The following is a 23,585-nucleotide window of genomic DNA, read 5'->3' as shown; positions in this document are numbered from 1 at the left end:
GCTGAGGGCAACGTTTTGCCTTCAGCCGTTTTTCTTTTTCCGTCAGAGACTTGCTCGACTTACCTCAAGTTATTTCGACTTCTTCTTTCCATCTACCGGTTTGGCCTGACCGACCGAGACACCGGCCTCCGCCGTCAGCATCAGGAACGTGAAGGTCTCTTCGAGGTACAGGCGAACCGTGGTCGCGGTGTGGTCGAGGTAACCGATCGAGACATCCTGACCGATGTGCATCTCGTAGTCGCCGCCGCGCGTGGAGAGAATGCAGCCGCCGTCGATGGCCGGCGCCCAGATGATCTCGCCGCTCACAATGTGCCCGATGTGCTCGAGAATCGGATAGCCCTGATCGTTGGCCTCGGTCACCGCCGTGTAGGCGTCGGCGCCCAGCAGCACGCTGTACGGACCATCGACCCCTTCCAGGCGAAGCTGCTCCAGCGCCTTGGCGATCACGGTCGGGTAATCGGCAATGTTCGCCGGCAGCGGCAGCACCGGGTTCGACGTGCCTTCGCGCACCCCTGTGATGTGCGCGGCTTTGTAACCGTCGAAAATCGCGCGATCTTCTGCGTATGCCAGCTTGATGGCGGCGTCCTTGGCCGGTTGCCAATCCGAGTCGTTGGCGCCGCGCTCGACATCGTCGATCGCTTCACGCGACAGTTCGAACGGCACACGCAGTGCCACGAGCGGCATCACTTCGCGCTGACGCGCACCCACGCCGTCGAACGGCGCATCGATGGCCTTCTGATGACCCGTGCCAACGCCCGCGAGCGCCAGACCGCCCGGGCCCTTGACGTCGACGACTCGACGGCCGGCGACCGTCCGCTTGAACGTGCGCGCCACCTCTTCTTCGATTTGCGCCCAGGCGGCGTTCGAAATGGGGGCCAGTTCGCGATGCAGGTTATTCATGCCTGAGAAACTCCTTTAAGCGATCCGATTTGCAGTGAGCCATCCGCCGGGGCGGCGCTCGATGAGGTGAGAGACGATACCGTGACGTCGACCACGGGCGTGGCCGCCGACGCTGCATCGATCAGTGTCTTGATCGTCGCCGACTCGGTGGCCGCCGCCGGGGGCTCGCGCTCGGCAAGCGCTTCAAGCAGCGGCGCCGACGGCACGAAGAACAGCCCGCCGGTCACGGCGTTGCTGAAGTCGAGCAGACGATCGTAATTCCCGGGCGGACGCCCCACGAACATGTTCTCGAGCATTTGCTCGATAGGGGCCGGGGAGCGGGCATAGCCGATGAAGTAGGTGCCGAACTCGGCGGAACCGGGGCGGCCGAACGGCATATTGTCACGCAGGATCTTGATTTCCTTGCCATCTTCCTCAAGCGTGGTCAGGGCGCTGTGCGACCAACTGGGCTTCACGCCCTCATCGAGTTCGACGTCGGAGAGTTTGGTGCGCCCGATAATGCGCTCCTGCGCCTCGACCGGCAGTGCGTTCCAGCCCGCCATGTCATGAAGATACTTCTGCACGAGGACATAGCTACCGCCTTCGAATTCGGGGTCTTCGTCGCCCATCACCGTGAATTCGAGCGCTTCCTTGCCCACGGGGTTCTCGGTACCGTCGACGAAACCGACCATGCTGCGCATATCGAAATAGCGGAAGCCGTGAACCTCGTCGATCACAGTCACTGCGTCGCCCAGCTTATTGAGCATGAGCGTTGCAAGATCGAAGCAGAGGTCCATCTGGTCGGCGCGAATGTGCAGCAGCAGATCGCCGGGCGTGGCCGGTGCATGCCGCTTGCCCGAACCGAATTCACGGAACGGATGCAGCTCGGCAGGCCGCGGGTCGCCGAATAGACGGTCCCAGGCGTTGTCGCTGAAGCCCACCACACACGACAAATTGCCCGACGGCACACGCTTGCCGACCGAGCGGACATAAGCAGCAGCATCGGCACACCAGCCCCGCACGCTCGCGTGAGCCGCTTCGTCGTCACGCACGGTGGCGACGAGGAAAATAGCGCTGCGGGTGACGGTACCGGAGACGGGCTGAGGTTCTGGAGGAGACGTCGGACGTTCGGTCATTGCTTTCCTGCGTGGGACTGGGGTTCTCGACGCCGGCAACCGCGGCCCCGGCGGAAACGGCAGGCCGTGGGCTATCGGGCGGCGACTTTTGGTGTGTCAACTTTATAACGCAACACACCGTAATATGCCACTCCCATCGTCGGACAGACCAGCAAAGCCTTATGCCGTGCGGCTTTGCGGGGCGTTGAATGATTTATGGCAATTTCGCCATTTTGGCGCCATTTTGGCGTTGGGGGTGCGCCCCTACCATGGCGGCGTTCCATCCGGTACCGGGACAGCGCGTCTGCGCACGTGCCGGACGGCCCTTGTCCGTACGCCTGCGACTGCGCCCGAGCGCGTCTGAACCATGTGGATTGTTAACGTTGCGCTCAAACGGCCATACACGTTCATCGTGATGGCCATTCTGATCCTGCTCGCCACGCCGCTTGCGCTCATGCGCACCCCGGTCGACGTGCTGCCGGAAATCAATATCCCAGTAATCAGCATCATCTGGACCTACAACGGTCTGTCGGCGCAGGACATCGCCGACCGGATGATCTCCGGTAACGAACGCGGGCTGACCACCACCGTCAACAATATCGAGCACATCGAGTCGCAGTCGTTGCCGGGCATCGGCATCATCAAGATCTTCCTGCAACCCACGGCCAATATCCAGACGGCGATCGCGCAGGTCGTCGCGGTCGAGCAGGCGCAGGTCAAGCAAATGCCGCCGGGGGCGACACCGCCGCTCGTCATCAGTTACTCGGCCTCCTCGATCCCGGTGATGCAGCTCGGCCTGTCGAGCCCCAGTCTGTCGGAGCCTGCGCTTAACGACACTGCGCTCAACTTTCTGCGTCCGCAACTGGTCACGATCCCCGGGGCCGCCGTGCCCTATCCGTATGGCGGCAAGACCCGCCTGATTTCGGTGGACATCGACACGCGCGCCCTGCTCGCCAAGGGCTTGACGGCGCAAGACGTGGTCGCCGCCGTGAACGCCCAGAACCTGATCCTGCCGACCGGTACGGCAAAGATCGGCCCGCGCGAGTACACCGTCGACATGAACGGTTCGCCGCCAACGGTCGAAGGGCTGAACAACATTCCGGTACGCACAGTGGGCGGCGCCACCACGTATTTGCGAGAAGTCGCGCACGTTCGCACGGGGTTCTCGCCGCAGACGAACATCGTGCGTCAGAACGGTCAGCGCGGCGTGCTGATGTCGATCATGAAGACGGGCGACGCGTCGACCCTGTCCGTGGTCGACTCGCTCAAGGCCCTGCTGCCCGAGGCGCGCGCCGCGCTGCCGCCGGATCTGCATATCTCTGCGCTGTTCGACCAGTCGGTCTTCGTGAAGGCCGCCGTGCAGGGCGTGATTCACGAGGCATTGATCGCCGCAGCACTCACCGCCGCCATGATTCTGCTGTTCCTCGGCAACTGGCGCAGCACCTGCATTATCGCGATCTCAATTCCGCTCTCGATTCTCTCCTCACTGCTCGCGCTTCACGCGCTGGGCCAGACGATCAACATCATGACGCTGGGCGGGCTGGCGCTCGCGGTGGGTATTCTGGTCGACGATGCGACCGTGACCATCGAGAACATCGAGCGTCATCTCCATATGGGAACACCGCTGCATGAGGCGATTCTCGACGGCGCGGGCGAAATCGCCGTGCCCGCGCTCGTCTCCACGCTGTGTATCTGTATCGTGTTCGTGCCGATGTTCTTCCTCACAGGCGTGGCGCGCTACCTGTTCGTGCCGCTCGCCGAGGCCGTGGTGTTCGCGATGCTCGCGTCGTATATCCTCTCGCGCACACTGGTGCCCACGCTCGCCATGTTGCTCATGGGACACGCGCATCAGGCCGATCCGAACGCGAAGCCCGGCGCGTTTCGCCGTATCTACCTGCGCTTCGACGCCGGCTTCGAGCGTATGCGCGCCGCGTACATCGTCGTGCTCTCGATGCTGTTGGTGCGCCGACGCGTTTTCGCCACCGGTTTCCTGGCCTTCTGCGTATTGTCGATGGGGTTGGTGTTCGCATTGGGCGCCGACTTCTTCCCCACGGTGGACGCTGGCGATATCCGCATGCACATGCGCGCTCCGACCGGCACCCGCATCGAGGAAACGGCGCGACTGGCCGACGAAGTCGAGAAGGTGGTGCGCGAGGTCGTGCCCGCCAACGAACTCGAAACGATTCTCGACAACCTCGGCTTGCCCTACAGCGGTATTAACCTCTCGTACAGCAACGCGGGCACCATCGGCACACTCGACGGCGAGATTCAGATCGCGCTGAGCCCCGATCATCACCCGAGCGAGGGTTACATCGACAAACTGCGGGCCTTGCTGCCACAGCGCTTTCCGGGAGTGGAGTTTTTCTTCCAGCCGGCAGACATCGTTACGCAGATTCTCAACTTCGGCCTGCCTGCCGCCATCGACATTCAGATCAGCGGCAATCAGCAACTGGCGAATTTCGATGTCGCCACCCGGCTGCTCAAGCAGGTGCGGCAGGTGCCGGGCACCGTCGACACCCACATTCAGCAACGGGTGAACGCACCGACGCTACATCTGAATATGGATCGCACGCGTTTGCAGCAACTGAACCTGAACGCCAACGCCGTTGCGCAGAACGTGCTGATCTCGCTCTCAGGCAGTTCGCAGACATCGCCGGGATTCTGGTTCAACAACCAGAACGGCGTGGAGTACAGCCTGTCGGTGCAATCGCCGCAGTACCGCATCAGCTCGATCGACGACTTGCTGCGCCTGCCGGTGGCGGGCACCGCCAACAACGGCCAGCCGCAACTGCTCGCCAACTTCGTGAAGGTCGAGCCGACACAACAGTTCGCTGTGGTCAGCCACTACAACATTCGCCCGGTAATCGACATCTTCGTGAGCGTGGAGGGTCGGGATCTGGGCAGTGTGGCGGGCGACATCGACAAGCTCGTCGCACAAGCCCGCAAGGATTTGCCGCGCGGCAGCCAGATCACCGTGCGCGGTCAGGTCAGCACCATGCAAAGCTCCTACCTCGGGCTGGGCGTGGGGGTGGCGATGGCCATCGTGCTCGTCTACCTGCTGATTGTGGTGAACTTCCAGTCGTGGGTCGATCCGCTCATTATCGTGAGCGCCCTGCCTGCCGCCCTCGCGGGCATTGTCTGGATGCTCTTCCTCTCCGGCACACGGCTATCGGTACCGGCGCTGACAGGCGCCATCATGACAATGGGCGTGGCCACCGCCAACAGTATTCTCGTGGTCGCGTTTGCACGTCAGCGCATGCAAGCCGGCATGGCGCCGCTTAAAGCGGCGCTCGAGGCCGGGGCTAGCCGAATTCGTCCGGTGCTGATGACCGCACTGGCAATGATTATCGGCATGGTGCCGATGGCACTCGGGCTGGGCGAAGGCGCCGAACAGAACGCGCCGCTGGGCCGTGCGGTGATTGGTGGCCTGCTGTTCGCCACGGTCTCGACACTGTTCTTCGTGCCGCTGGTCTTTGCCGGTATCCACACACGGCTGGTGCAGAAGAAGGCACGCACGGCAGAACGGGATGCCGCCCGAGGTGCAAGCACGGCCAGCCATTCCCCGGCGCCCCCCGCGCCTCCCATTTCGAAAGACGATGACCGCGATGGCGGTAACGGCAACAACGGCAACAGCGGCGGCAATGGCAATGCATAACACTCAGAACACGCCGCAGCCGGCTTTCCCCACACCAGCTATCAAGTCTTGACGGGTTGAACGACATGACCGAGAAACACCACGCCGAACTGGCCATTCCCGAGCGCGATCCTGCCGACGGCAGGCAGTTGCCGCCGCGTCGCGGCGAATTCCGGCGCGCCAAGATCGTGCTGATCGTGGTAGCGGTGCTGCTGGCGGCGGGCGCCGCGCGCACGACCATCTCCAACGCGCTGCAACGCCGCGCGGTGGCCAACGTGACAGTCGAGAACGCGCGGCAGTACGTGAGCGTCGTGACACCGCAGGCGACCGAAGCCAGCGAAACGCTGCTGCCCGCCACATTGCGGGGCGCGGTCGAATCACCGATCTATGCGCGCGCGACCGGCTATCTGCTGCATCGATACGTCGACATCGGCGCTCGTGTGAAACAGGGGCAGTTGCTGGCCGACCTCGACACGCCGGAGATCGATCAGGAACTCGCGCAGGCCGTAGCGCAACGCAATCAGATCAGCGCCAGCCTCGGACTCGCGAAATCGTCGCTCGACCGGTGGCAACAACTGCGTCAGCGCGACGCTGTCTCGCAGCAGGAACTCGATGAGCGTCAGAGCACCTACACACAAGGCATCGCCAATCTGGCCGCGGCCGACGCCAACGTCAAACGGCTCCAGCAACTTGAGTCGTTCAAGCGGATCGTGGCGCCCTTCGACGGTGTGATCACTCAGCGCAATGTCGATGTCGGCGACCTGATCGACGCGGGCAGCGGCAACAGCCGTGCGCTGTTCTCGCTCGCGCAAACTGACCCGCTGCGAGTGTACGTTCAGGTCCCGCAGGCCTACGCACAAGGGGTAAGCGTGGGTCAGCCCGTTGTCGTGACGCAGGCCGAACTGCCCGGGGAGCACTTCCAGGGCAAGATCACGCACGTGTCCGGCGCCATCGACGTGGCGACCCGTTCGTTGCAAATCGAAGCCGCCCTGCCGAATCCCGACGGCAAGTTGCGCCCCGGCGCCTATGTGCAACTCGCCCTGCCTGGCGCCGTTCAGGCGCATCTGAGCGTGCCGGCCAACGCTTTGTTGTTCCGCGCCGAAGGGCCGCGTGTGGCGGTGGTAGACGATCAGGGTGTCGTTCATCTGCACAAGATCGTGATCGCGCAAGACCTCGGACAGGCGCTGGAACTGTCCAATGGTGTGTCCGCGACCGACCGCGTCATTGTCAATCCGAGCGATTCGATTGACGACGGGGACCGCGTGCAGGCCAGGGCACTTGCGGTCAAGGGCAGCGCCAAGAGCAGCGGTAAGCCGCAAGGGGCGCAATCGTGAAGACGTTTGCGCGCAGTACGCGTCTCGGCGCGGCCCTGCTCGGTGCCACAGCGTTGCTCGGCGCCTGTGCCGTCGGCCCGGATTACCACCGGCCCGAGGTCTCGACCCCGCCCGACTGGAAAACCGACGGGTACTGGCGGCTGGCGCAACCGTCGCACGCGCCTTTGCAACCCGATTGGTGGAAGGGCTTCCAGGAACCCACGCTCGACGCGCTCGAGACGCAGGCCCTCGCCCAGAACCAGACGCTCGCCGCAGCCGTGGCGCATTACGATCAGGCGCAAGCCACCCTGTCGGGCGTCGCTGCGCAGCGGTTGCCGGAAGTCGATGCATCGTTCGGTCTCGCTCGACAGCGTATTTCGGCGAACCGGCCGGTCACAAGCTATTCGTCGAGCAGCATGTCCACCGTGCAGAACAACGTGCAGGTCGGCCTCGGTGTGAACTACGACACCGATCTGTTCGGCCGCATCCGGCGTCAGGTCGAAGGCGCCCGCGCTTCCGCTGAACAGGCGGCCGACGATCTGGCCAACGCGCGGCTCGTGCTGACCACGCAACTCGCCACTGCCTACTTTCAGTTGCGCGCACTCGACGCCGAGATCAAGGTGCTCGACGAGTCCGTCACGCTGCAACAGAAGGCGCTGGACTATGTGAGCGCACAGCATGACCTTGGGGCCGTCTCGGGGCTGGACGTTCTCCAACAACAATCGGAGCTCGACACGACACGGGTGCAGGCACGCTTGCTTCATCAGCAACGCGACCAATACGAGCATGCGATTGCCGCACTCGTCGGCGTGCCCGCGCCAGCGTTTTCGGTACCGGCCGGCGCGCTGCCGGGCACGCTGCCGCCGATCCCGCTCGGGGTCCCGAGCGACATTCTGCAACGCCGTCCCGATGTGGCGTCGGCCGAGCGCGGCATGGCGGCTGCGAACGCGCAGATCGGGGTGGCAAAGGCCGCTTTCTTCCCCAGCCTGACGCTCAACCCCGGGATTGGCTGGCAAAGCACGGAGTTCGCCAACCTGCTCTCGGCCCCGAGTCTGCTATGGACCGTGGGCACGCTCGCCACGCAAGCGATCTTCGATGGCGGACGACGTCAGGCCGGCGTGGACTTCGCCAGCGCCGGCTACCGTGCCGTGGAAGCGAACTACCGCCAGACGGTGCTCACCGCGTTCCAGCAAGTGCAAGACGGCGTGGCCGGTCTGTCGGTACTCGACGCCGCCGCGCGCGAATCGCATGCGGCTGTGGTCGACGCGCAACGGCTCCTGAGCCTCGCAAACGACCGTTATTCGGGGGGGCTCACGGCGTATCTGAGCGTGATTACAGCGCAGCAGGGACTGCTGGCGAGCGAGCGTCAGGACGTTCAGATTCGCGCCCAGCAACTGGTCCTGTCGGTCGCATTGGTGAAGGCGCTGGGCGGCGGCTGGCTGCCGTCATCGGACCCATCCTCCGACTCGTATAATGCGCAAAGATGAGGTGGCGACATGAAAGTACTGATCGTTGAAGACGAACACAAGGTAGTGGACTATCTGCGCTCCGGGCTGACCGAGCAGGGCTGGGTGGTCGACGTGGCGCTCGATGGGGAGGAAGGCACGCATCTGGCGCTGGAGTTCGACTACGACGTGATCGTGCTCGACGTCATGCTGCCCAAACGCGACGGCTTTGCCGTGCTCGGCTCGCTGCGCGAACGCAAGTCCACCCCGGTCATCATGCTCACGGCTCGCGATCATGTGAACGATCGGGTACGCGGCCTGCGCGAAGGGGCCGACGACTACCTGACCAAGCCCTTCTCGTTCATCGAACTGGTGGAGCGTCTGCACGCCCTCGCCCGCCGCACGCGGGTGCAGGAATCGACACTGATTTCGGTCGGCGACCTGTACGTCGATCTGATCGGCCGCCGGGCCACACGCGACGGCCAGCGGCTCGATCTCACCGCCAAGGAATTCCAGTTGCTCTCCGTGCTCGCCCGTCGTCAGGGCGACATTCTGTCGAAGACCGCCATCACCGAACTGGTCTGGGACGTGAATTTCGACAGCCATACGAACGTGGTGGAGACGGCGATCAAGCGACTGCGCGCCAAGCTCGACGGGCCCTTCCAGACCAAACTGCTGCACACGGTGCGCGGCATGGGGTATGTGCTGGAGGTACGCGAGGCCTGAGTGCCGCGCGTGAGCCGTATCGTGAAACACTCGATCTCCCGTCGCCTCGCCGCCATGTTCGCCGTTGTGGCGCTGTCGGTGTTCGCGCTGGTGGGCGCGGCGCTCTATATGATGCTGCGCGTGCAATTGGAACGGCACCTGCGAGAATCGCTCGACGACCGCGCCCAGATCGCCCACATCATCGTCTATCACGGCGGCACGCCCGAGAAGTGGCAGATCGCCCGCGAAAAGCTCAGCGACATGACCCCGCGCGACGGCACCACCACTTACGCGGTGACGAGCGACGACCCGAAGTACACCTTCGGCACGCCGGTGAGCGGCATGTTCGTCAAACGCCTGTCCAACGGTTACGTGCGAATCAAGCCCGACGGCGGCGGCGACGACATGCTGACCACACGCGAAATTCTGCCGCCCTACGGCTCGCGTCCGGCCGTTGCCTTGCAGGTTGCCGCCAGTTATTCGCCAAACGAACGCACGCTGCGCGCCTTCGGTCTGGGCCTCGCGGCACTCTCCGCACTCGGCAGTCTGGGGGTGCTGCTGCTTAGCTATTCCGTCACGCGTCTGGGCCTCGCACCGCTTACGCGTCTCACGCGCGAAGCCTCCGAAATCCGCCCGGATAACCGTTCGCAACGACTCGACACGCGCTCCCTGCCCGTCGAACTCGACGATTTGGCGCACTCGTTCAACGGCGCGCTGGCCCGTCTCGACAGCGCCTATGAACGGCTGGAGTCGTTCAACGCCGACGTGGCGCATGAGTTGCGTACACCGGTCACTATCCTCATCGGTCAGACGGAAGTGGCGCTCACACGCGACCGGCCGGTCGAGGATTTGCGGGCGCTGCTGCAATCGAATCTGGAAGAGTTGGGCCGCATGCGCACGATCATCAACGACATGCTGTTCCTCTCACGCGCCGATCAAGGTGAACGCGCGACCGGACTCACGGCGGTATCGCTCTCGAGCGAAGCGGCGCACACGCTGGAGTTTCTGGAGATTCCGCTGGAAGAAGCGCAGACAACGGCCCGTTTGCATGGCAGCGCCGTTGCACACGTGAACAAGGCGCTATTCGGACGTGCGCTGGCCAATCTGGTGATGAACGCTATCGAGCATTGCGCGCAGGGGGCCAATATCGACGTTCGGATCTCGCCCCGGGCCGATGACGCTCGTCAGGTCAGCATAGAAGTCACGAATCCGGGCGCGCCGATCCCGGCCGACGTACTGCGACATCTGTTCGACCGCTTCTATCGGGCCGAGCCGTCGCGCACGAACAGTCGGGAGAATCACGGATTGGGGCTGGCCATCGTCAAGGCGATTGCCGAGATGCACGGCGGCACCGTGTGGGCTCGCAGCGAAGGCGGGCTCAACACGTTCGGCTTCTCGGTGTCCACGGGCAGGAAATCCGACGCGCCGCCGATGGACACCGGGCCGTCTCACAACCACGACGGCGCAACGTCGCAATCCTCCCTCGTGCGTCAAACGCCCTGACGGCCCTGGCTCTGCATGCCCGCCATGGGCTGAATCGATTCGGGGGCGAAACCGGTCAGCGTCTCGCCCAGCGCCTCGCGCGCGTAAGCGGCCGCGATCGTCATTTGCGCAAGCCGCGCCCGCAACACCAGATTCTCTCGCTCAAGATGCTGCACGCGCCGCACGGCGTCATCCACATCGGTAACGGGGGCGCTCACCGGGTTGCGAGCCTCGGGCATGGCGTCGAGCAACGTCATGGCCCGCGCCAGATTCTGTTCGAGCGTCTGCGCCCAGACAGATTGACCGTGAGAGAGCGGCGAGCCCAACGCCGGAATGCTTACGACGTCATACAGCGCACGCGCCCGCACGATAGCTTTTTGCACCGTTCCCGCGCTGGGGCGACGCGTCACGCCGGCCTGCGCGACAAAGCGCAGATAGGTCTGTGCACCGTAGATCCGATGCGCGACTTTCCATGCTTCTGCGAGAAAGGCATCGAGAAAGGCAGGGTTATTGTGAGGGTGTGCCGCATCGGCTTCGCGTGCGGCGGCGAGCAAGGCCGCATAGGTTGCATCGTCGAATTTCAAGGCGGAACGTGCCATCGCAATCTCCGGGGCTTGCCGTATTCGGGGGGCTGTGTGCGTCAACCAGTCATCGCTGACGACTGGCAACGTTCATGGGGACCGCGCATACGAGGCGCGTCTGGCGGCCCCCATCCTTGGCGTCAGGGCTTCGGGGCAGGTGCGGGTGTCGGCGGCACCCACTTGCGCTTGGCGCTCGGATCCTGGGTAACGGCAACGGCAATCGCCTCGGTGTAGTTCACCGTAACGGCATCGCCGACCTTCACGCCTTCGAGCAGCTTCGGATCGCCGACAGCAACGTCGACCGTGCGCGACGGGCCGCGCAGCGTCACAACGTTCGCGTTGCGATCGATCTTCTGCACGGTAGCCACGACTCGCAGGTTCCGTGCGGCATCTGCCGCCGGACGCTGTCCCGGCGCGGCCCGATCGGCCCCCTCGGTCACGACGCGGCTGCGAATACCATCGCCCGGTGCCACGGAAATGGCGACGGAGCGCTCGTACGCCACGATCACCTTGTCACCCTTGCGCATCTGTTCGAAGTTCTGCACCTCAGGACCGACGACGAATGTCACGGGTTTACCGTGGTCGTCAGCCACTTGAATCGTGCGGCTCTTGGCATCGACATTGAGCAGCGTGGTACGGAATTCGACTACGCCGCCTCGCACGATTGGCGCCGGTCTTGCCGCATCCTGAGCATGCGCCACCGTCCCGAGCGACAAGAGTCCGGCCAGAATCATGGCTTGCGTAAGCTTCATGGTGAGTCCTTTTTGTTATCGACGAATGCGATTCCCACGCAAGGATCGCAATTAGTTAATTGTCCGAACAAAAACAATGGGTCCAACGCAACCTCACGAAAACCCGAATGTTTCGGATGGATAGTAACAAAATAATTCCAGGCCGCAATGTCATTTTCGGTTTTCATGCCAAATATCAGAGCTAACGCATGATTTTTAAATGGCTCGAGAATTACCTTATGACTCCACAAAAATCACCATATATGGTGAACAGAAGCATCTTTGTTTGATAAAAATCAAACTTTTTCCCATCCTGACGGGGAATAACACCGTTTCCATCAATTTCAAAGATACAAGTTGTTACAAAATTACTCACAACATTCAAGTAATTCTTAATCCGTTCGGATGATGCGTTTACGGCTTGACGATTTGCAATCCGAATCACTACTCTGAATTCTTAACCTTCTGCCGATGTCGCGTTGGCGTCGCGTTTGCACGGTGTCGTCGTCCCGTTCAATGCTGGGTTCCGAGCCAGGTTCTCGTGACGCCGGATGCGCATTCCGGCGTCATCGGTTCTGTGCGCTTGTGGGCAAGACAGCGAGAACGTTATCCTTGCCTCATGAACCGTCGTATTCTTATCGCCCCCGAAGACGTCGAACTCTCGGCCATGCGCGCCCAAGGCGCCGGTGGCCAGAACGTCAACAAAGTCTCTAGCGCCATCCATCTCCGCTTTGACGTGATGCGCTCGTCGTTGCCAGACGACGTCAAATTCCGCCTGCTCTCCCGTCTGGATCACCGCATCACTCAAGACGGTGTCGTCGTGATCAAGGCGCAGCAGCATCGCTCACAAGAACTCAACCGGGCCGATGCGCTTGCGCGCTTGCAAGCGCTGGTCGATGCCGCCGCCGTACCGCCACGCCGCCGCGTTCCAACGCGCCCCACCCTCGGCAGCCAGATACGCCGTCGCGATGCCAAGCAGGGCCGCTCTCGTGTCAAAGCGTCCCGCGGCAAGGTTCAGGCCGGCCGGGAGGACTAATGCTAACAATTATTAGCATTAGTCAAAAAAAGATAATTTAGATTATCTCTTAATGAAATGTGCTCGATAAAATGCTAAGATAAATCATCATTTTTCGACAAAAGCACATCATTATGAGCCTCATGGAATCTTTGGTCGTGGCTCGCAAAGACGCCGCCATGACGCAGGCCGAACTGGCCGATCGGGCCGGACTGTCGCGCATGACCGTACAAAAGGTAGAGTCCGGCGCGCTCGATCCGCGCATGTCGACGGTGCTCGAAATGGCCCGCGCCCTCGGACTCGAGCCAATGCTCGTACCTGCCAGTTTGCGGCAGGAAGTCGAAGCATTCCTTCGCTCGGGCGGCAAATATCTCGCGCAGCCCAGCGGCATTTCCGCCCCGCCCTCCATCGTCGAGACGCTCGCTCGCTAAGTCGCCAATCCCCTCATTCGCGCTCACTCGCCCTGGCTCCCGGATCTCCGCTCATGAACATCAAATATCTGCGCGCCTATCTGCATATGCCCGACGGGACGCGTCGTGCCATCGGCTATCTGTCGCAATACGGCGACATCCTGCGTATGTCGTTCGACGAGAACTACATCGCGGACGCGCAGCGGCCGGTGCTCTCGCTCGCCTATCGCGGCGCCAATGAAACCGCAACGCGGGAGATTCTCGCGTCGCCGCAAGATGCCCGTCTGGTGCGCACCGACGGCCGCTGGCCCGTGTATTTCGAGAATCTGCTGCCAGAGGGACATAACCGGGAACGTCTCGCCGCCGAGCGCCGTTGCAGCCCGGACGACGAGTTCGAGTTGCTTGCTGCCGCGGGCCACGATCTGATGGGCGCACTCGAAGTCGAACCCGTACCTGCCCGAGAGGGGGTCCCTGACGTCGTGCATCGCTGGCACACCGCCCTCGGCCTCGAAATGGTCGAGCCGGGTTTCGTCGATACGCCAGTGGAAGACGCCGCCTCGCTGCCCGGCGTGGTGACCAAGTTCTCCGCCATTCGTGACGGACGACGCTACATCGTCAAGCGTCAGGGCCGCGCGGGCTCGGTCATTCTCAAACTGCCGACGACGCGTCACCCGGATCTCGTCGAAAACGAGTTCACGGGATATCGCCTTTGCGAGGCCCTTGATCTCGATTGTGCGAAGGCCGAAATCATCTCGCGGCGCGACGCCGACTTGCCCGAGCAGGTGCCGTTCGAGCACATTCTCGCCGTGCCTCGCTTCGATCGCCTGCCCGACGGACGCCGCGTGCACATGGAGGAGTTCGCTCAGGTACTGCAATATCCGCCTCGTAGCAAGTATGGACGCGGGCTCGATATCGACTACTCGACAATGTTGCGGGTACTCGATCAACTGTCCGGCGAGCCAGTGCGCGACGTGCGTGAATTCCTGCGCCGCCTGATCGCCTTCATCCTGCTCGGCAATACCGACGCCCACCTCAAGAACTGGGCGCTGACCTACCCCGACGCCCACACGCCCCAACTGGCCCCGGTGTACGACCCGGTGTGCGTTGCCGCCTTCTTCCACGATGTTCCCGAATCGCACTACGGCGTGAATCGGGCCATCGACAAGACGTTGCGGGCCTTCGACTGGAATGCTCTGGAGGGCTTGCTGCGAGGTGCCGGACTTTTGCGCGTCAGCCGGTTGACCGCCATCGCCCGCGAGACCGTGCGCGAGGCTCAGGCCAAATGGCCCTCGCTGCTCGACGACGCGCCGGACGCCGTGCGCGCCACCGTACTCGAACGCCTGAACGGTGGCGTCGCCCTGACGGCCTGAAGCCCCGAATCGCCCTCGTGCACGTTGCACCATCAAATATTACCCGGGTGATATTGCAATCCAAATAACACCCGGGTAATATTCGCCGGTACCGACATTTCTCTATCGCTACCGGAGTCTGCCGTGCCCAATTCCCTTGGATATACCGTCTTTCGCGATATGCGCCGTATCGCGTCTGGTTCGCTCGCCGATGCGGCCATTGCCTATCAGCAGGCGATGATTGCCAATCCTCACGCCTCGGTGCTGATTTTCGAAGACCTGAGCGGAGCCACACGCGACGTCGACGTGCGCGGCTCGGCGGCCGACATTCGGGCGCGCTACCCCGCACCGGCTGTGGCCGCGACGGGTATTGCGACGGGTACCGCGACGGCCATCGATGGGGTGCCTGTCAAAGGACGCGGCCGGCCCAGGCTCGGGGTCGTCGCGCGCGAAGTCACGCTATTGCCGCGCCACTGGGATTGGCTGGCGGCGCAGCCGGGGGGCGCATCCGTCGTGCTACGCAAGCTGGTAGAAGAGGCGCGTCGCAAGCACGCCGGGCGAGACCTGCTGCGTCGCGCACAGGAGCGCGCCTACCGCTTCATGTCGACCATCGCAGGTGATTTGCCTGATTTCGAAGAAGCGTCGCGTGCCCTCTTTGCAAGCGACACCGAGGCGCTGAGCGCACGAATCGCCAGTTGGCCCGAGGACGTCCGTACGCATTTGCTGCAACTCGCGTCCACGGACGATCTGGCTGACGCCGCCTAGATCCAACTGAGGTCGCTTCAGATCGCCTGAGGCGCCCCAACTCCCTGATTTCACTGCTCGCCGGGCGGACCGCCGCACCGGACGGGCATCGCTTTGCCTGTCGTTTTCAACCCTCTTCCCGTTCATGACATGACCAAGGAACTCAGACCATGACGCAACAGACTTCCCCGCCAGCCGCACCGCCACGTGCGCTCTGGCGCACCTGGCTCACGATTGCCGTGCCGATGACGCTCGCCAACGGGCTCCAGTCCATTGCCGGCACGGTCGACGGCATTTACCTCGGACATTTGATCGGCACCGATGCCATCGCGGCGGTATCGGCCTTCTTCCCCGTCTTCTTCTTTTTGCTCGCCATTGTGATCGGCCTGTCAGCCGGGGCAACGGTGATGATCGGTCAGGCGTGGGGGGCGCGAGACCTCACCCGCGCCCGAAACATCGCCGGCACCGCCCTCGCGATGATGCTCGTGGCAGGTGTCGTCATCAGCGTGGCCGGCGGCCTTTTCGCCACGCCGCTCATGCGTGCCCTCGGCACACCCGCGAGTGTGTTCGACGCCGCAACGCTTTATGCGCGCTGGATGCTCATCGGCATGCCAATCGTATTCCTGCTCTGGCTGACGACATCCATGAGCCGTGGTACGGGCGACGCGGTCTCGCCACTCTTCACCCTACTGATTGCGACGATGCTCTCACTCGGATTCACGCCGGCATTCATCTTCGGCTGGGGGCCCTTCCCCCGGCTCGGCGTGGCCAGCGCCGCCGCCTCGACACTGCTCGCCTTCAGCATCGCACTTTTGTGCATGGCGGTTTACTGGCGCCGTCAAGCACACCCGCTCGCCCCTGATCGCGACCTGTGGTGCGCCGTACGCTGGAATCCGGCGTTGGCACGCGGCATTCTGCGCATCGGTGTGCCGGCCGCCATGCAGATGCTCACGATGGCCATCGCCGAAATGGCACTCCTCGGCATGGTCAATCGCCACGGCGCAAACGCCACCGCCGCCTATGGCGCCGTCACGCAGGTCATGAGCTGGCTGCAACTTCCCGTGATGACGTTGGGCGTTACCGCTTCGATTCTATGTGCGCATGCCATTGGCGCAGGCCGCAGCGAACGCATCGGCGCCATTGTACGCACCGGCTTTCTCTGCAATCTGGGATTGACGGGGAGTCTGACCGTGCTGGTCTGTCTGGCCGCTCCCACGATCATGCGCGGATTTCTGACCGATCCGGCGGTGCTTTCGATTGCCACGCACCTGCTTTATATCGTGGCTTGGAGCGTACTGCTGATGGGCATGACGGCAATCATGGCCGGCGCCATGCGCGCGAGTGGAAAGGTGTGGGTGCCGATGCTGCTGAGCGCTGTGGGGCTACTGGGTATCGAAGTGCCTGCGGCAAGTGTCTTCGAGCGGATCGCAGGACTTACCGGGATCTGGTGGGCGTATCCGCTCGCATTCGTCGCGATGCTGGCGATGCAGGGCCTGTGTTACCGGGCTTTCCGGCGGGCATCGTGCCGCGCCCAGAAGAACATCAGCATGCCGGCGCAGGACAGCAGAACACCGACCCAACCTGTCGATGTCCAACCGTAACCCGCAGAAATCGCCACGCCGCCAAGCCATGCGCCGGCGGCGTTGGCCATATTGAAGGCGGAGTGATTGAGCGCCGCCGCCAAGGTCTGAGCCTCCCCGGCAACATCCATCAGCCGAATCTGCAAGGCCGGACCGATGATGATGATGGTCCCGATGGCCAGCACATTGATACCTGCCAGCCACGGGCTTGCCGACGTGAAGGTGAACGCGCCGAGCAGAAACGCCGACCAGATCAGCGTGCCGCCAATGGCACGCATCAGCGACGCCGCAGCCACCAGACGCGGTCCCACGATGGTGCCCGCCACCATGCCCACACCAAACAGCGCGAGGTAGAACGGCACCCACGTTTCGGGAACACCGGCGACTTGCATGAGCGTGGGCTTGATATAGCTGAACACCGCGAACATGCCGCCGAAACCGATGGCACCGATACCCAGCGTGAGCCACACCTGCGAGTTGCGCAGGGCATTCAGCTCACGCAACGGGCTCGCCCCATGCGGCGCCGGGACATTCGGCACCCAGCGCCAGACCATCAAAGCCGTGATCGCGCCAATGATGCCGACGAGGACGAACGCGGCGCGCCAACCGAGCCACTGCCCCAGCCCGGCAGCCAGCGGCACGCCGAAGAGCGTGGCGAGCGTCAGACCGAGCATGACCTGTCCCACGGCATGCACTCGGCGATGCGGGGGCACGAGCGACGCGCCGACCAGTGCGGCGACACCGAAATAGGTGCCGTGCGGCAGGCCGCTCAGAAAGCGCAACACGATCAGCGCGATATAGTTCGGCGCCATCGCGCTCGCCAGATTCCCGACGGCAAACATTGCCATGAGCGCGATCAGAAAAGCGCGACGCGGCAAACGCACGCCAAGCACCGCGAGCAACGGCGCACCGATCACAACACCAAGCGCGTACGTGCTGATCGCATGCCCCGCTTGCGGGATCGTGATGTTCAGACCCTGGGCGACATCGGGCAGCAAACCCATGATGACGAATTCGCCCGTTCCGATACCGAATCCGCCCATGGCGAGCGCCACGAACGAGAGCCAGACGGGAATGGACGACTGAGGCAAGGCTTCGGCAGCCTCAGCAGGCAGAATTTGGGGGGCACTCATCGGGATTCGAAATGACAGCCGCTACGGGCCAACGGCGTCCGCAACGACTTGGGAAACGGCATCGGGCACTGCCCCTGTCGTCGATTGTCGATCCTTGTCGACCCATCGAAGCAGCCCCGTTCAAGGGGGCCGATTTTACGCCAACCGGGTGACTTCTGCAGCGCGTGCGCTGCAACGCAGCATCGTCAGAACTTCAAGACTGACTGACCCCCCAGCCGAAATGTCCACTGCTACCTTGCATTGCAATAGATGTGCAGCCTCAAGCCAGCAATGCCCCCATGCTTCCGGGTAGCCCATAAAAAACTGCTCGTGTCAAGCCATTTGTGCAAATCGCACGAGGTCTAAAACTCTATATGGGACGCAAAGTTAGCTCTGTTTAGGGCCGCTTGAAGCGACTCGGGCATCGTGGGCTAGGTGCCACATAAGAGCGACAGGAGAGAAAGCCGGAGCGCGTTGCATCGGGCACGTTTTCCAACAGCAGACCGACTTGCGTTTCCATAATAGCCCAACTGACCGACTCCCAGAACGATGAAAGCGCAGCCCGTAGGCTGCGCTTTCATCGTGAGTGACTGGTGAGTGTGTCTGCATCGTCAGCCCGATTGAGGCGGTGCGGCCTTGCCCCTACCTCCCTTCCTGAATCCCCGATCCGCTGCCATGAACGCCTCCAGCATGTGCGGAATCAACGTCGTCGCATCGACCGCTTCGCCGTATGCCTGCGCGTGCAACGCGGCGTAGCGGTCGAGGTCGGCTTTCAGGCTGGCCGGGCAAGCGAAGGTCAGCTTCACATTCTCGGTCTTGGGCAGCGGGCCGAGCCGCAGTTTCTTGGTCGTGCTCATTGCATCGCTCCCCGCTGGAAGAACATCGGCTGGTACGGACGCAACACCAGATCGCGGTTGACGATGATGCGAACCGGTAGGCCCGGCCGTTCGGTCAGCGTCGGCTGGATGTTCATGTTGCGCCGGGTCATCTCCTGTCCGACCTGATTGATGCTGTCCTGTGCGCTATCGCGCCCGGCGATCACGAAGCGGTTGCCGTTCTGCCGGTTCTCCGGTGCGGCCAGCTCGGCGCCCACGCCCAGCAGCGTCGTCAGCGCCGCGCCGGCAAAGACGCGATCCCAATGCCAATCGACGCCATCCTCCAGGCCGGAATAGCCGGCCGGGTCGGTGCCCGCGAGGTTGTCGAGCTTCAGCGAAGACGTGTCCGGCAGGATGACGCGGTTCCACACCACCTGCACGCGGCTCTGCCCATAGCTCACCTGGCTGTTGTACTTGCCCAGGATGCGCGACCCTTGGGGGATCAGCAGGAACTTGCCCGTGGCCGTGTCGTAGACCGGCTCCGTCACCGTGGCGATCACGTCGCCCGGTAAGTCCGACTTGATGCCCGTCACCAACGCCCCGGCGATCACCGTTCCCGCCATGACCTGATACGGCGAGGACGGCATTTGCAGATTGCCGGAATTGCGGGTTTCCGTAGAGCCGCCTTTCAGGAACGCCTCTTTCTGGTCTTGCCGGTTCTGCATGGCGATGGGATCGGATGGCTGGGCCGCCGTCGAGGCCGGCCCAGCGGCCAGCGGGTCGAAGCCCGCCAAGGCACTGCCGGGCGCAGCCGCAGCGGCTTGCGCCGTGACCGGCGCGGTGGCCTTGCCTTGGTTGCCCGAGCGGAAGAACACCGACGAACCCGCCGCCGCATCAGCCTCCTTGCGCCGCGCATCCTCCGGGTCGTGGCCCGGTGGCGCATACGTCGGCGTCGCCGGCTGCTGCGACTTCACGATGGCCGGGCCGACATCGCCCGGCAGCGGTGGCCCCAACTCGGGCACCTTCGGCGGCAGCTTCGAGTAGTCGGCCGGCAGGCCGTCCAACCCTTCGGACTTCGAGACACGATCCACGTTGTAAAGCTCGGTCTGCTCGCCCGCGCCGCGCCGGTGCGGCTGCAATGACCAGATCGTGGCCCCGAGCACGGCGACCGACAGGCCGCCCGTGAGCATGGCCAAGGTGCGCCGGTTCAGGCGCGTGACCGGGCGCGGTTGGGCGCGCAGCGCCACTGCCTCGGGTGCGACCTTGCCCGCCTGCGGTGCAAGATCAGGAGAATCGTCCTGGCTCATGGTCAGTTCCTCCGCGTGCCACCGGAAACGCCATCAGTGCGCTCGATCCGCACCACATCACCCTTGTCTCCGCCCAGGCGCAGCTCGGCGGCGCCGAACAGGCGATCCACGATGTAGTACGGGGAGCGGAAGCGGTAGTTCACCAGTTGCCCATCGCCCTGCGCGCCGATCACGAACAGCGGCGGCAACTCGCCTTGGGCAATGCCCGGCGGGAACTGGATATAGACCTTCTCGCCGTCATCGAAGGCGCGCAGCGGCTTCCACGGCGGATTGCTCCCGCTGACCGCGTAGCGGAATCGGATCTTCTCCAACGACAGGCCGCTATCGACCGGCGCGGCGGCGCTGGCCGCCTGCGCCTGGCGCTGCAAGGCCAGCATCTTGTCCTTGGGATATTCCCAGGACACCGACGCCATCCACGTCTTCTCGGTCGAGGTCAGTTCCAGCAGATAGGTACGCCTGCTGGTGGTGATGACCAGATTGGTCTTGAGGCCCGAGCGGATGGGCTTGACCATGACATTCACGCGCAGCGCATCACCGCTGCTGCTCGATGTGTCGCCCACGATCCAGCGCACCGTATCGCCCGCCGCCACCGTCACCAGCTCCTCGCCCGGCTGGAGCGCGATCACCGTCACGCGACCCACAGCCGCATAGACCTGATACAGCGCGCCGTCCGTGAAGGGCCAGACTTGAATCGCATTGACGTAGCCCTCGCGCGTAGGCGCAATGCGCGCCTCGGCGTTGGCGCGGGACACGCGCACGGTTTCATCGGCGGGTTCCGGCGTGGGCTTGGCATCCGGCACAGGTTTCATCTGCGCCGGCATCGGCAGCACTTGCGGAACGGCCACCACTTCCACAGGCGCAGGCGGCTCCGGCAGCGGCTGGGCCTGCACCGGCTCATCGAGCGAGATGGACGGCGGTGGCTTGCCTTGCGTGGCGCAGCCAGAGAACAGCACGGTCGAAGCCAGAAGCATCACCGGCAAGGCGGATTTACGGAAAAGATCATTCATGGTTTTGCTCCTTCGTTCGCTTCCAGTTCGCGGCTCCAAGACAGCCCGTTGACGTAGATGCCCAAGGGGTTCTTGCGCAGACGCTGCTCGGTGCGCGGGGTTTGCAGCACCGTGGAAATCACCGCGTTCCAGCGTTCGGTGCGATCCAGCGCGCCGTTGACAAAGCGCGTCTCCGTCCAGCGCACGTTGAAAGACGTGTCGCTGGCGCGGGTCACGCTGGTGATCTGCACCGTCACCGACTCCTTGCCGATGCGCGCGAACGGGTCATTGGTGCGGGCGTATTCGTTGAGCGCGATGGCGCCCTTGTCCGTGGTGTAGTCGTAGGCGTCGAGCCAGTTCTGCCGCACCACGATGGGGTCGATGGACAGCGAGCGCACCAGGCCGATGAAGCGGCCCAGGTGGTAGGCGATCTGCGCATCGCTGGGCCGGTACGGCGCGGCGGCCTCGCCCACGGCGCGCACCTGGCCCGCGTTGTCCACCTCGATGACATAGGGCGTGACGATGGACTGCGCCGAACGCCACACCAGCCCGCCGGCCATCAGCACGGCCAAGGTGAGGCAGCCAAAGGCCATGAAGCGCCAGTTCTTCGCCTGCACGCGGGCCGAGCCGATGCGCTCGTCCCAGACCTGGGCGGCGGCTTGGTACGGAGTGGCAGGTTGCGGTGTGTCGGCGTAGCGCACCTGCGGTCGTTTGAATCGCATGGGAGTTCTCCTTATGAATCGGAATCGCGAAGGCTTGGGCCCTGGCTGGAGCTACCGCCATCGCCGCCGCGCAGCGTGTGGGCGGCGGTGGTCGCGGCATGGGTGAGCTGCTGCCTGCGATGCAGGCGCTTGGCCCAGGCGGGTTGCGCAGTGGATGGGGGCGGCTCGGTTGCCGCCTGCGCGGCACCGGCACCCGACGCCGATCCGGCGTCATCGGGTCGGAAGGCAGCGGCGACACGCTCCTTCATTGAGCGTGCGCCTTCGGCCACCTTCTGCCCGGTCGCCTGCGCGCCAGTCTTGGCAACGTTGCCCACGCCGACGGCAGTGCCCTTGAGGCCACCGCCTGCCGAAGCAGAACCGGCCTGGAACGCCGACCGCGCGCTGCTGGCGGCTCCAGCAGCAGCCCGCGCACCGCTGCCGGCCAGCTTGGCGGCTGCGGGCGCCATGCGCGCCCCGGCGGCGACTGCACCGCCAACGCCTGTGGCCGCAGCGCCCACGGCAACAGCAGCGCCAGCCCCACCCAGCGCGGCGCCCGCCATCGCACCTGCCCCGAGCTGCGGCCCGCCGGACACCAGCCCGGTCGCAATGCCCGGCCCGAAGATGCCCAAGGCCAGCAGCGTCAGCGAGGTCAGCATCACGACCACGGAGTGGTCGATGGATGACTCGGTCGGCTGCACCTGAAACTCGGCGAACAACCCGGAGCCGATGCCCACGATGACCGCGAGCACCAGCACCTTGATGCCTGATGACACCACGTTGCCCAGCACCTTCTCTGCAAGGAACGCGGTCTTGTTCCAGAGCGCGAACGGCACCAGCACGAAGCCCGCGAGCGTGGTCAGCTTGAACTCGATCAGCGTGATGAAAAGCTGGATCGCCAGCACGAAGAAGCACAGCAGGACGATCAGCCACGCGAGGAACATCACGACGATGGGCGTGATGTTCACGAACACTTCGGGAAAGCCCGCCATGTCGCCGATCTGCTTGAGGATCGGCGCCCCGGCGTCGATGCCGACCTTCGCCAGCCGGCCCGGTTGCAGGAAGTTTTCCATGCTCAGGGCCGAGCCGCTGGCCGTCAGGCCCAGCCCGGCGAAGGAGCGGAACACGATGCCGGCCAACCAGTTGAAGTTGCCGATGATGTAGGCGAAGGCGCCGACGTACAGCACCTTGCGGATCAGCTTGGCGATCACGTCCTCGCCCTGGCCGGTGGCATGGCTCATCGCCCAGAACAGCCCGGCGAGCGTTATGTCGATGACGATCAGCGTGGCGGTCAGAAACGCCACTTCGCCGTGCAACAGGCCAAAGCCCGAGTCGATGTAGCGCGAGAAGGTGTCGAGGAAGCGGTCGATGACCGTCACGTCGTTCATGGCGAGTCCTCCTGCCCAGGCAGAGCGATTGCCGCACTGCAATCGGCGGGTTCATCGAAGCCGGGCGGAATCGGCGGCAGGTCGGCCAGCGTCTGGTACTCGCCCGGCCCAGCCTGGCCGGAGAGAAAGCGCCCCAGGTCGGCCTGGGCCACCTGCGCGCAAAACGTGCCGCCCTGCGCGCGCAGCCGGGCCGGATCGGCGGCAAGTGCATTCACCGGCAACTGCTGCGGCCAGCCACAGCCGGCCAGCACAAGCGCATGAACGGCGAAGGCGAACACGACGGGCGTGTGTTGCAT

21 protein-coding genes are annotated in these 23,585 nt (G+C 63.8%); 10 read left to right on the top strand and 11 right to left on the bottom strand.

The features are described from left to right. Window positions 1-69: 69 nt before the first annotated feature. Window positions 70-900: a family 1 encapsulin nanocompartment shell protein gene (locus tag AT395_RS12895; RefSeq protein ID WP_042115887.1), complete on the bottom strand. Its 831-nt coding sequence runs from the start codon at window positions 898-900 to the stop codon at window positions 70-72. After that, window positions 897-2,015 (bottom strand): Dyp-type peroxidase, encoded by a 1,119-nt coding sequence (locus tag AT395_RS12890; protein WP_048629400.1) that lies wholly within the window; start codon window positions 2,013-2,015, stop codon window positions 897-899. The genes AT395_RS12895 and AT395_RS12890 overlap by 4 nt, the downstream gene beginning before the upstream one ends. 346 nt (window positions 2,016-2,361) lie before the next feature. On the opposite strand from AT395_RS12890, the gene AT395_RS12885 reads away from it, so the two are divergent. The 5 genes from AT395_RS12885 (at window position 2,362) to AT395_RS12865 (ending at window position 10,594) form a co-directional block, all read left to right on the top strand. Further along, window positions 2,362-5,649, top strand: coding sequence for an efflux RND transporter permease subunit (locus AT395_RS12885; RefSeq protein WP_042115885.1), 3,288 nt, complete (start codon window positions 2,362-2,364; stop codon window positions 5,647-5,649). A gap of 65 nt (window positions 5,650-5,714) precedes the next feature. Beyond that, the gene (locus tag AT395_RS12880) at window positions 5,715-6,962 is read left to right on the top strand and encodes an efflux RND transporter periplasmic adaptor subunit (RefSeq protein WP_048629399.1); all 1,248 of its coding nucleotides are present in this window, start codon (window positions 5,715-5,717) and stop codon (window positions 6,960-6,962) included. Continuing rightward, window positions 6,959-8,428: an efflux transporter outer membrane subunit gene (locus AT395_RS12875; RefSeq protein ID WP_174554641.1), complete on the top strand. Its 1,470-nt coding sequence runs from the start codon at window positions 6,959-6,961 to the stop codon at window positions 8,426-8,428. The genes AT395_RS12880 and AT395_RS12875 overlap by 4 nt, the downstream gene beginning before the upstream one ends. 9 nt (window positions 8,429-8,437) lie before the next feature. Next, window positions 8,438-9,112 carry a heavy metal response regulator transcription factor gene (locus AT395_RS12870; protein WP_042115882.1) on the top strand — a complete coding sequence of 225 codons (675 nt, stop codon included), beginning with the start codon at window positions 8,438-8,440 and terminating at the stop codon, window positions 9,110-9,112. 21 nt (window positions 9,113-9,133) lie between these two features. Further along, complete coding sequence (locus AT395_RS12865; RefSeq protein WP_082118037.1) at window positions 9,134-10,594, top strand: heavy metal sensor histidine kinase; 1,461 nt, start codon at window positions 9,134-9,136, stop codon at window positions 10,592-10,594. Here the strand turns inward: AT395_RS12865 and AT395_RS12860 are convergent. Beyond that, a complete protein-coding gene (locus AT395_RS12860; RefSeq protein ID WP_048629398.1) occupies window positions 10,582-11,172 on the bottom strand; it encodes a hypothetical protein in 591 nt (196 codons plus the stop codon). The genes AT395_RS12865 and AT395_RS12860 overlap by 13 nt on opposite strands. A 122-nt stretch (window positions 11,173-11,294) precedes the next feature. Next, complete coding sequence (locus AT395_RS12855; RefSeq protein WP_048629397.1) at window positions 11,295-11,906, bottom strand: hypothetical protein; 612 nt, start codon at window positions 11,904-11,906, stop codon at window positions 11,295-11,297. Window positions 11,907-12,504: 598 nt separating this feature from the next. On the opposite strand from AT395_RS12855, the gene arfB reads away from it, so the two are divergent. The 5 genes from arfB (at window position 12,505) to AT395_RS12830 (ending at window position 17,004) form a co-directional block, all read left to right on the top strand. Continuing rightward, window positions 12,505-12,921, top strand: a complete 417-nt coding sequence (gene arfB, locus AT395_RS12850; RefSeq protein WP_042115881.1) for an alternative ribosome rescue aminoacyl-tRNA hydrolase ArfB — start codon at window positions 12,505-12,507, stop codon at window positions 12,919-12,921. Between the two features lie 122 nt (window positions 12,922-13,043). Further along, complete coding sequence (locus tag AT395_RS12845; RefSeq protein ID WP_231586104.1) at window positions 13,044-13,331, top strand: helix-turn-helix transcriptional regulator; 288 nt, start codon at window positions 13,044-13,046, stop codon at window positions 13,329-13,331. 53 nt (window positions 13,332-13,384) lie between these two features. Beyond that, complete coding sequence (locus AT395_RS12840; protein ID WP_048629396.1) at window positions 13,385-14,680, top strand: type II toxin-antitoxin system HipA family toxin; 1,296 nt, start codon at window positions 13,385-13,387, stop codon at window positions 14,678-14,680. A 159-nt stretch (window positions 14,681-14,839) separates the two neighbouring features. Then, window positions 14,840-15,424 (top strand): DUF2239 family protein, encoded by a 585-nt coding sequence (locus AT395_RS12835; protein WP_048629395.1) that lies wholly within the window; start codon window positions 14,840-14,842, stop codon window positions 15,422-15,424. Window positions 15,425-15,573: 149 nt separating this feature from the next. After that, window positions 15,574-17,004 (top strand): MATE family efflux transporter, encoded by a 1,431-nt coding sequence (locus tag AT395_RS12830; RefSeq protein ID WP_197090700.1) that lies wholly within the window; start codon window positions 15,574-15,576, stop codon window positions 17,002-17,004. Here AT395_RS12830 and AT395_RS12825 read toward each other — a convergent pair. The 7 genes from AT395_RS12825 to AT395_RS12795 all read right to left on the bottom strand — a co-directional run bounded on the left by AT395_RS12825 (window position 16,902) and on the right by AT395_RS12795 (window position 23,585). Beyond that, the gene (locus AT395_RS12825; RefSeq protein ID WP_042115877.1) at window positions 16,902-18,116 is read right to left on the bottom strand and encodes an MFS transporter; all 1,215 of its coding nucleotides are present in this window, start codon (window positions 18,114-18,116) and stop codon (window positions 16,902-16,904) included. The genes AT395_RS12830 and AT395_RS12825 overlap by 103 nt on opposite strands. A 590-nt stretch (window positions 18,117-18,706) precedes the next feature. Beyond that, window positions 18,707-18,952 carry a DUF2274 domain-containing protein gene (locus AT395_RS12820; protein WP_048629394.1) on the bottom strand — a complete coding sequence of 82 codons (246 nt, stop codon included), beginning with the start codon at window positions 18,950-18,952 and terminating at the stop codon, window positions 18,707-18,709. Then, the gene (locus AT395_RS12815; protein WP_048629393.1) at window positions 18,949-20,217 is read right to left on the bottom strand and encodes a TraB/TrbI/VirB10 family type IV secretion system protein; all 1,269 of its coding nucleotides are present in this window, start codon (window positions 20,215-20,217) and stop codon (window positions 18,949-18,951) included. The genes AT395_RS12820 and AT395_RS12815 overlap by 4 nt, the downstream gene beginning before the upstream one ends. Window positions 20,218-20,219: 2 nt before the next feature. Then, window positions 20,220-21,224 carry a P-type conjugative transfer protein TrbG gene (trbG, locus tag AT395_RS12810; RefSeq protein WP_048629392.1) on the bottom strand — a complete coding sequence of 335 codons (1,005 nt, stop codon included), beginning with the start codon at window positions 21,222-21,224 and terminating at the stop codon, window positions 20,220-20,222. Beyond that, on the bottom strand, window positions 21,221-21,925 hold the full coding sequence (gene trbF / locus AT395_RS12805) for a conjugal transfer protein TrbF (RefSeq protein WP_048629391.1): 705 nt from the start codon (window positions 21,923-21,925) through the stop codon (window positions 21,221-21,223). Before trbF ends, trbG begins: the two co-directional genes overlap by 4 nt. Before the next feature lie 11 nt (window positions 21,926-21,936). Then, complete coding sequence (gene trbL, locus AT395_RS12800; protein WP_048629390.1) at window positions 21,937-23,289, bottom strand: P-type conjugative transfer protein TrbL; 1,353 nt, start codon at window positions 23,287-23,289, stop codon at window positions 21,937-21,939. Next, window positions 23,286-23,585: a hypothetical protein gene (locus AT395_RS12795; protein ID WP_027457564.1), complete on the bottom strand. Its 300-nt coding sequence runs from the start codon at window positions 23,583-23,585 to the stop codon at window positions 23,286-23,288. The genes trbL and AT395_RS12795 overlap by 4 nt, the downstream gene beginning before the upstream one ends.

The organism is Pandoraea apista, assembly GCF_001465595.2.
GTDB classification, from domain to species: domain Bacteria; phylum Pseudomonadota; class Gammaproteobacteria; order Burkholderiales; family Burkholderiaceae; genus Pandoraea; species Pandoraea apista.
The sequence above is the reverse complement of the archived record's forward strand: the minus strand, read 5'-3'. Positions and strand labels throughout refer to the sequence as shown.

What these genes read in the sequence shown, in the direction of transcription:
- AT395_RS12885 (WP_042115885.1), top strand. Translation starts at nt 2,362, where the DNA reads ATGTGGATTGTTAACGTTGCGCTCAAACGGCCATACACGTTCATCGTG.
- AT395_RS12855 (WP_048629397.1), bottom strand. Translation starts at nt 11,906, where the DNA reads ATGAAGCTTACGCAAGCCATGATTCTGGCCGGACTCTTGTCGCTCGGG.
- AT395_RS12890 (WP_048629400.1), bottom strand. Translation starts at nt 2,015, where the DNA reads ATGACCGAACGTCCGACGTCTCCTCCAGAACCTCAGCCCGTCTCCGGT.
- AT395_RS12815 (WP_048629393.1), bottom strand. Translation starts at nt 20,217, where the DNA reads ATGAGCCAGGACGATTCTCCTGATCTTGCACCGCAGGCGGGCAAGGTC.
- AT395_RS12870 (WP_042115882.1), top strand. Translation starts at nt 8,438, where the DNA reads ATGAAAGTACTGATCGTTGAAGACGAACACAAGGTAGTGGACTATCTG.
- AT395_RS12840 (WP_048629396.1), top strand. Translation starts at nt 13,385, where the DNA reads ATGAACATCAAATATCTGCGCGCCTATCTGCATATGCCCGACGGGACG.
- AT395_RS12845 (WP_231586104.1), top strand. Translation starts at nt 13,044, where the DNA reads ATGGAATCTTTGGTCGTGGCTCGCAAAGACGCCGCCATGACGCAGGCC.
- AT395_RS12895 (WP_042115887.1), bottom strand. Translation starts at nt 900, where the DNA reads ATGAATAACCTGCATCGCGAACTGGCCCCCATTTCGAACGCCGCCTGG.
- trbF (WP_048629391.1), bottom strand. Translation starts at nt 21,925, where the DNA reads ATGCGATTCAAACGACCGCAGGTGCGCTACGCCGACACACCGCAACCT.
- AT395_RS12825 (WP_042115877.1), bottom strand. Translation starts at nt 18,116, where the DNA reads ATGAGTGCCCCCCAAATTCTGCCTGCTGAGGCTGCCGAAGCCTTGCCT.
- arfB (WP_042115881.1), top strand. Translation starts at nt 12,505, where the DNA reads ATGAACCGTCGTATTCTTATCGCCCCCGAAGACGTCGAACTCTCGGCC.
- AT395_RS12880 (WP_048629399.1), top strand. Translation starts at nt 5,715, where the DNA reads ATGACCGAGAAACACCACGCCGAACTGGCCATTCCCGAGCGCGATCCT.
- trbG (WP_048629392.1), bottom strand. Translation starts at nt 21,224, where the DNA reads ATGAATGATCTTTTCCGTAAATCCGCCTTGCCGGTGATGCTTCTGGCT.
- AT395_RS12830 (WP_197090700.1), top strand. Translation starts at nt 15,574, where the DNA reads ATGACGCAACAGACTTCCCCGCCAGCCGCACCGCCACGTGCGCTCTGG.
- AT395_RS12835 (WP_048629395.1), top strand. Translation starts at nt 14,840, where the DNA reads ATGCGCCGTATCGCGTCTGGTTCGCTCGCCGATGCGGCCATTGCCTAT.
- AT395_RS12795 (WP_027457564.1), bottom strand. Translation starts at nt 23,585, where the DNA reads ATGCAACACACGCCCGTCGTGTTCGCCTTCGCCGTTCATGCGCTTGTG.
- AT395_RS12820 (WP_048629394.1), bottom strand. Translation starts at nt 18,952, where the DNA reads ATGAGCACGACCAAGAAACTGCGGCTCGGCCCGCTGCCCAAGACCGAG.
- AT395_RS12860 (WP_048629398.1), bottom strand. Translation starts at nt 11,172, where the DNA reads ATGGCACGTTCCGCCTTGAAATTCGACGATGCAACCTATGCGGCCTTG.
- trbL (WP_048629390.1), bottom strand. Translation starts at nt 23,289, where the DNA reads ATGAACGACGTGACGGTCATCGACCGCTTCCTCGACACCTTCTCGCGC.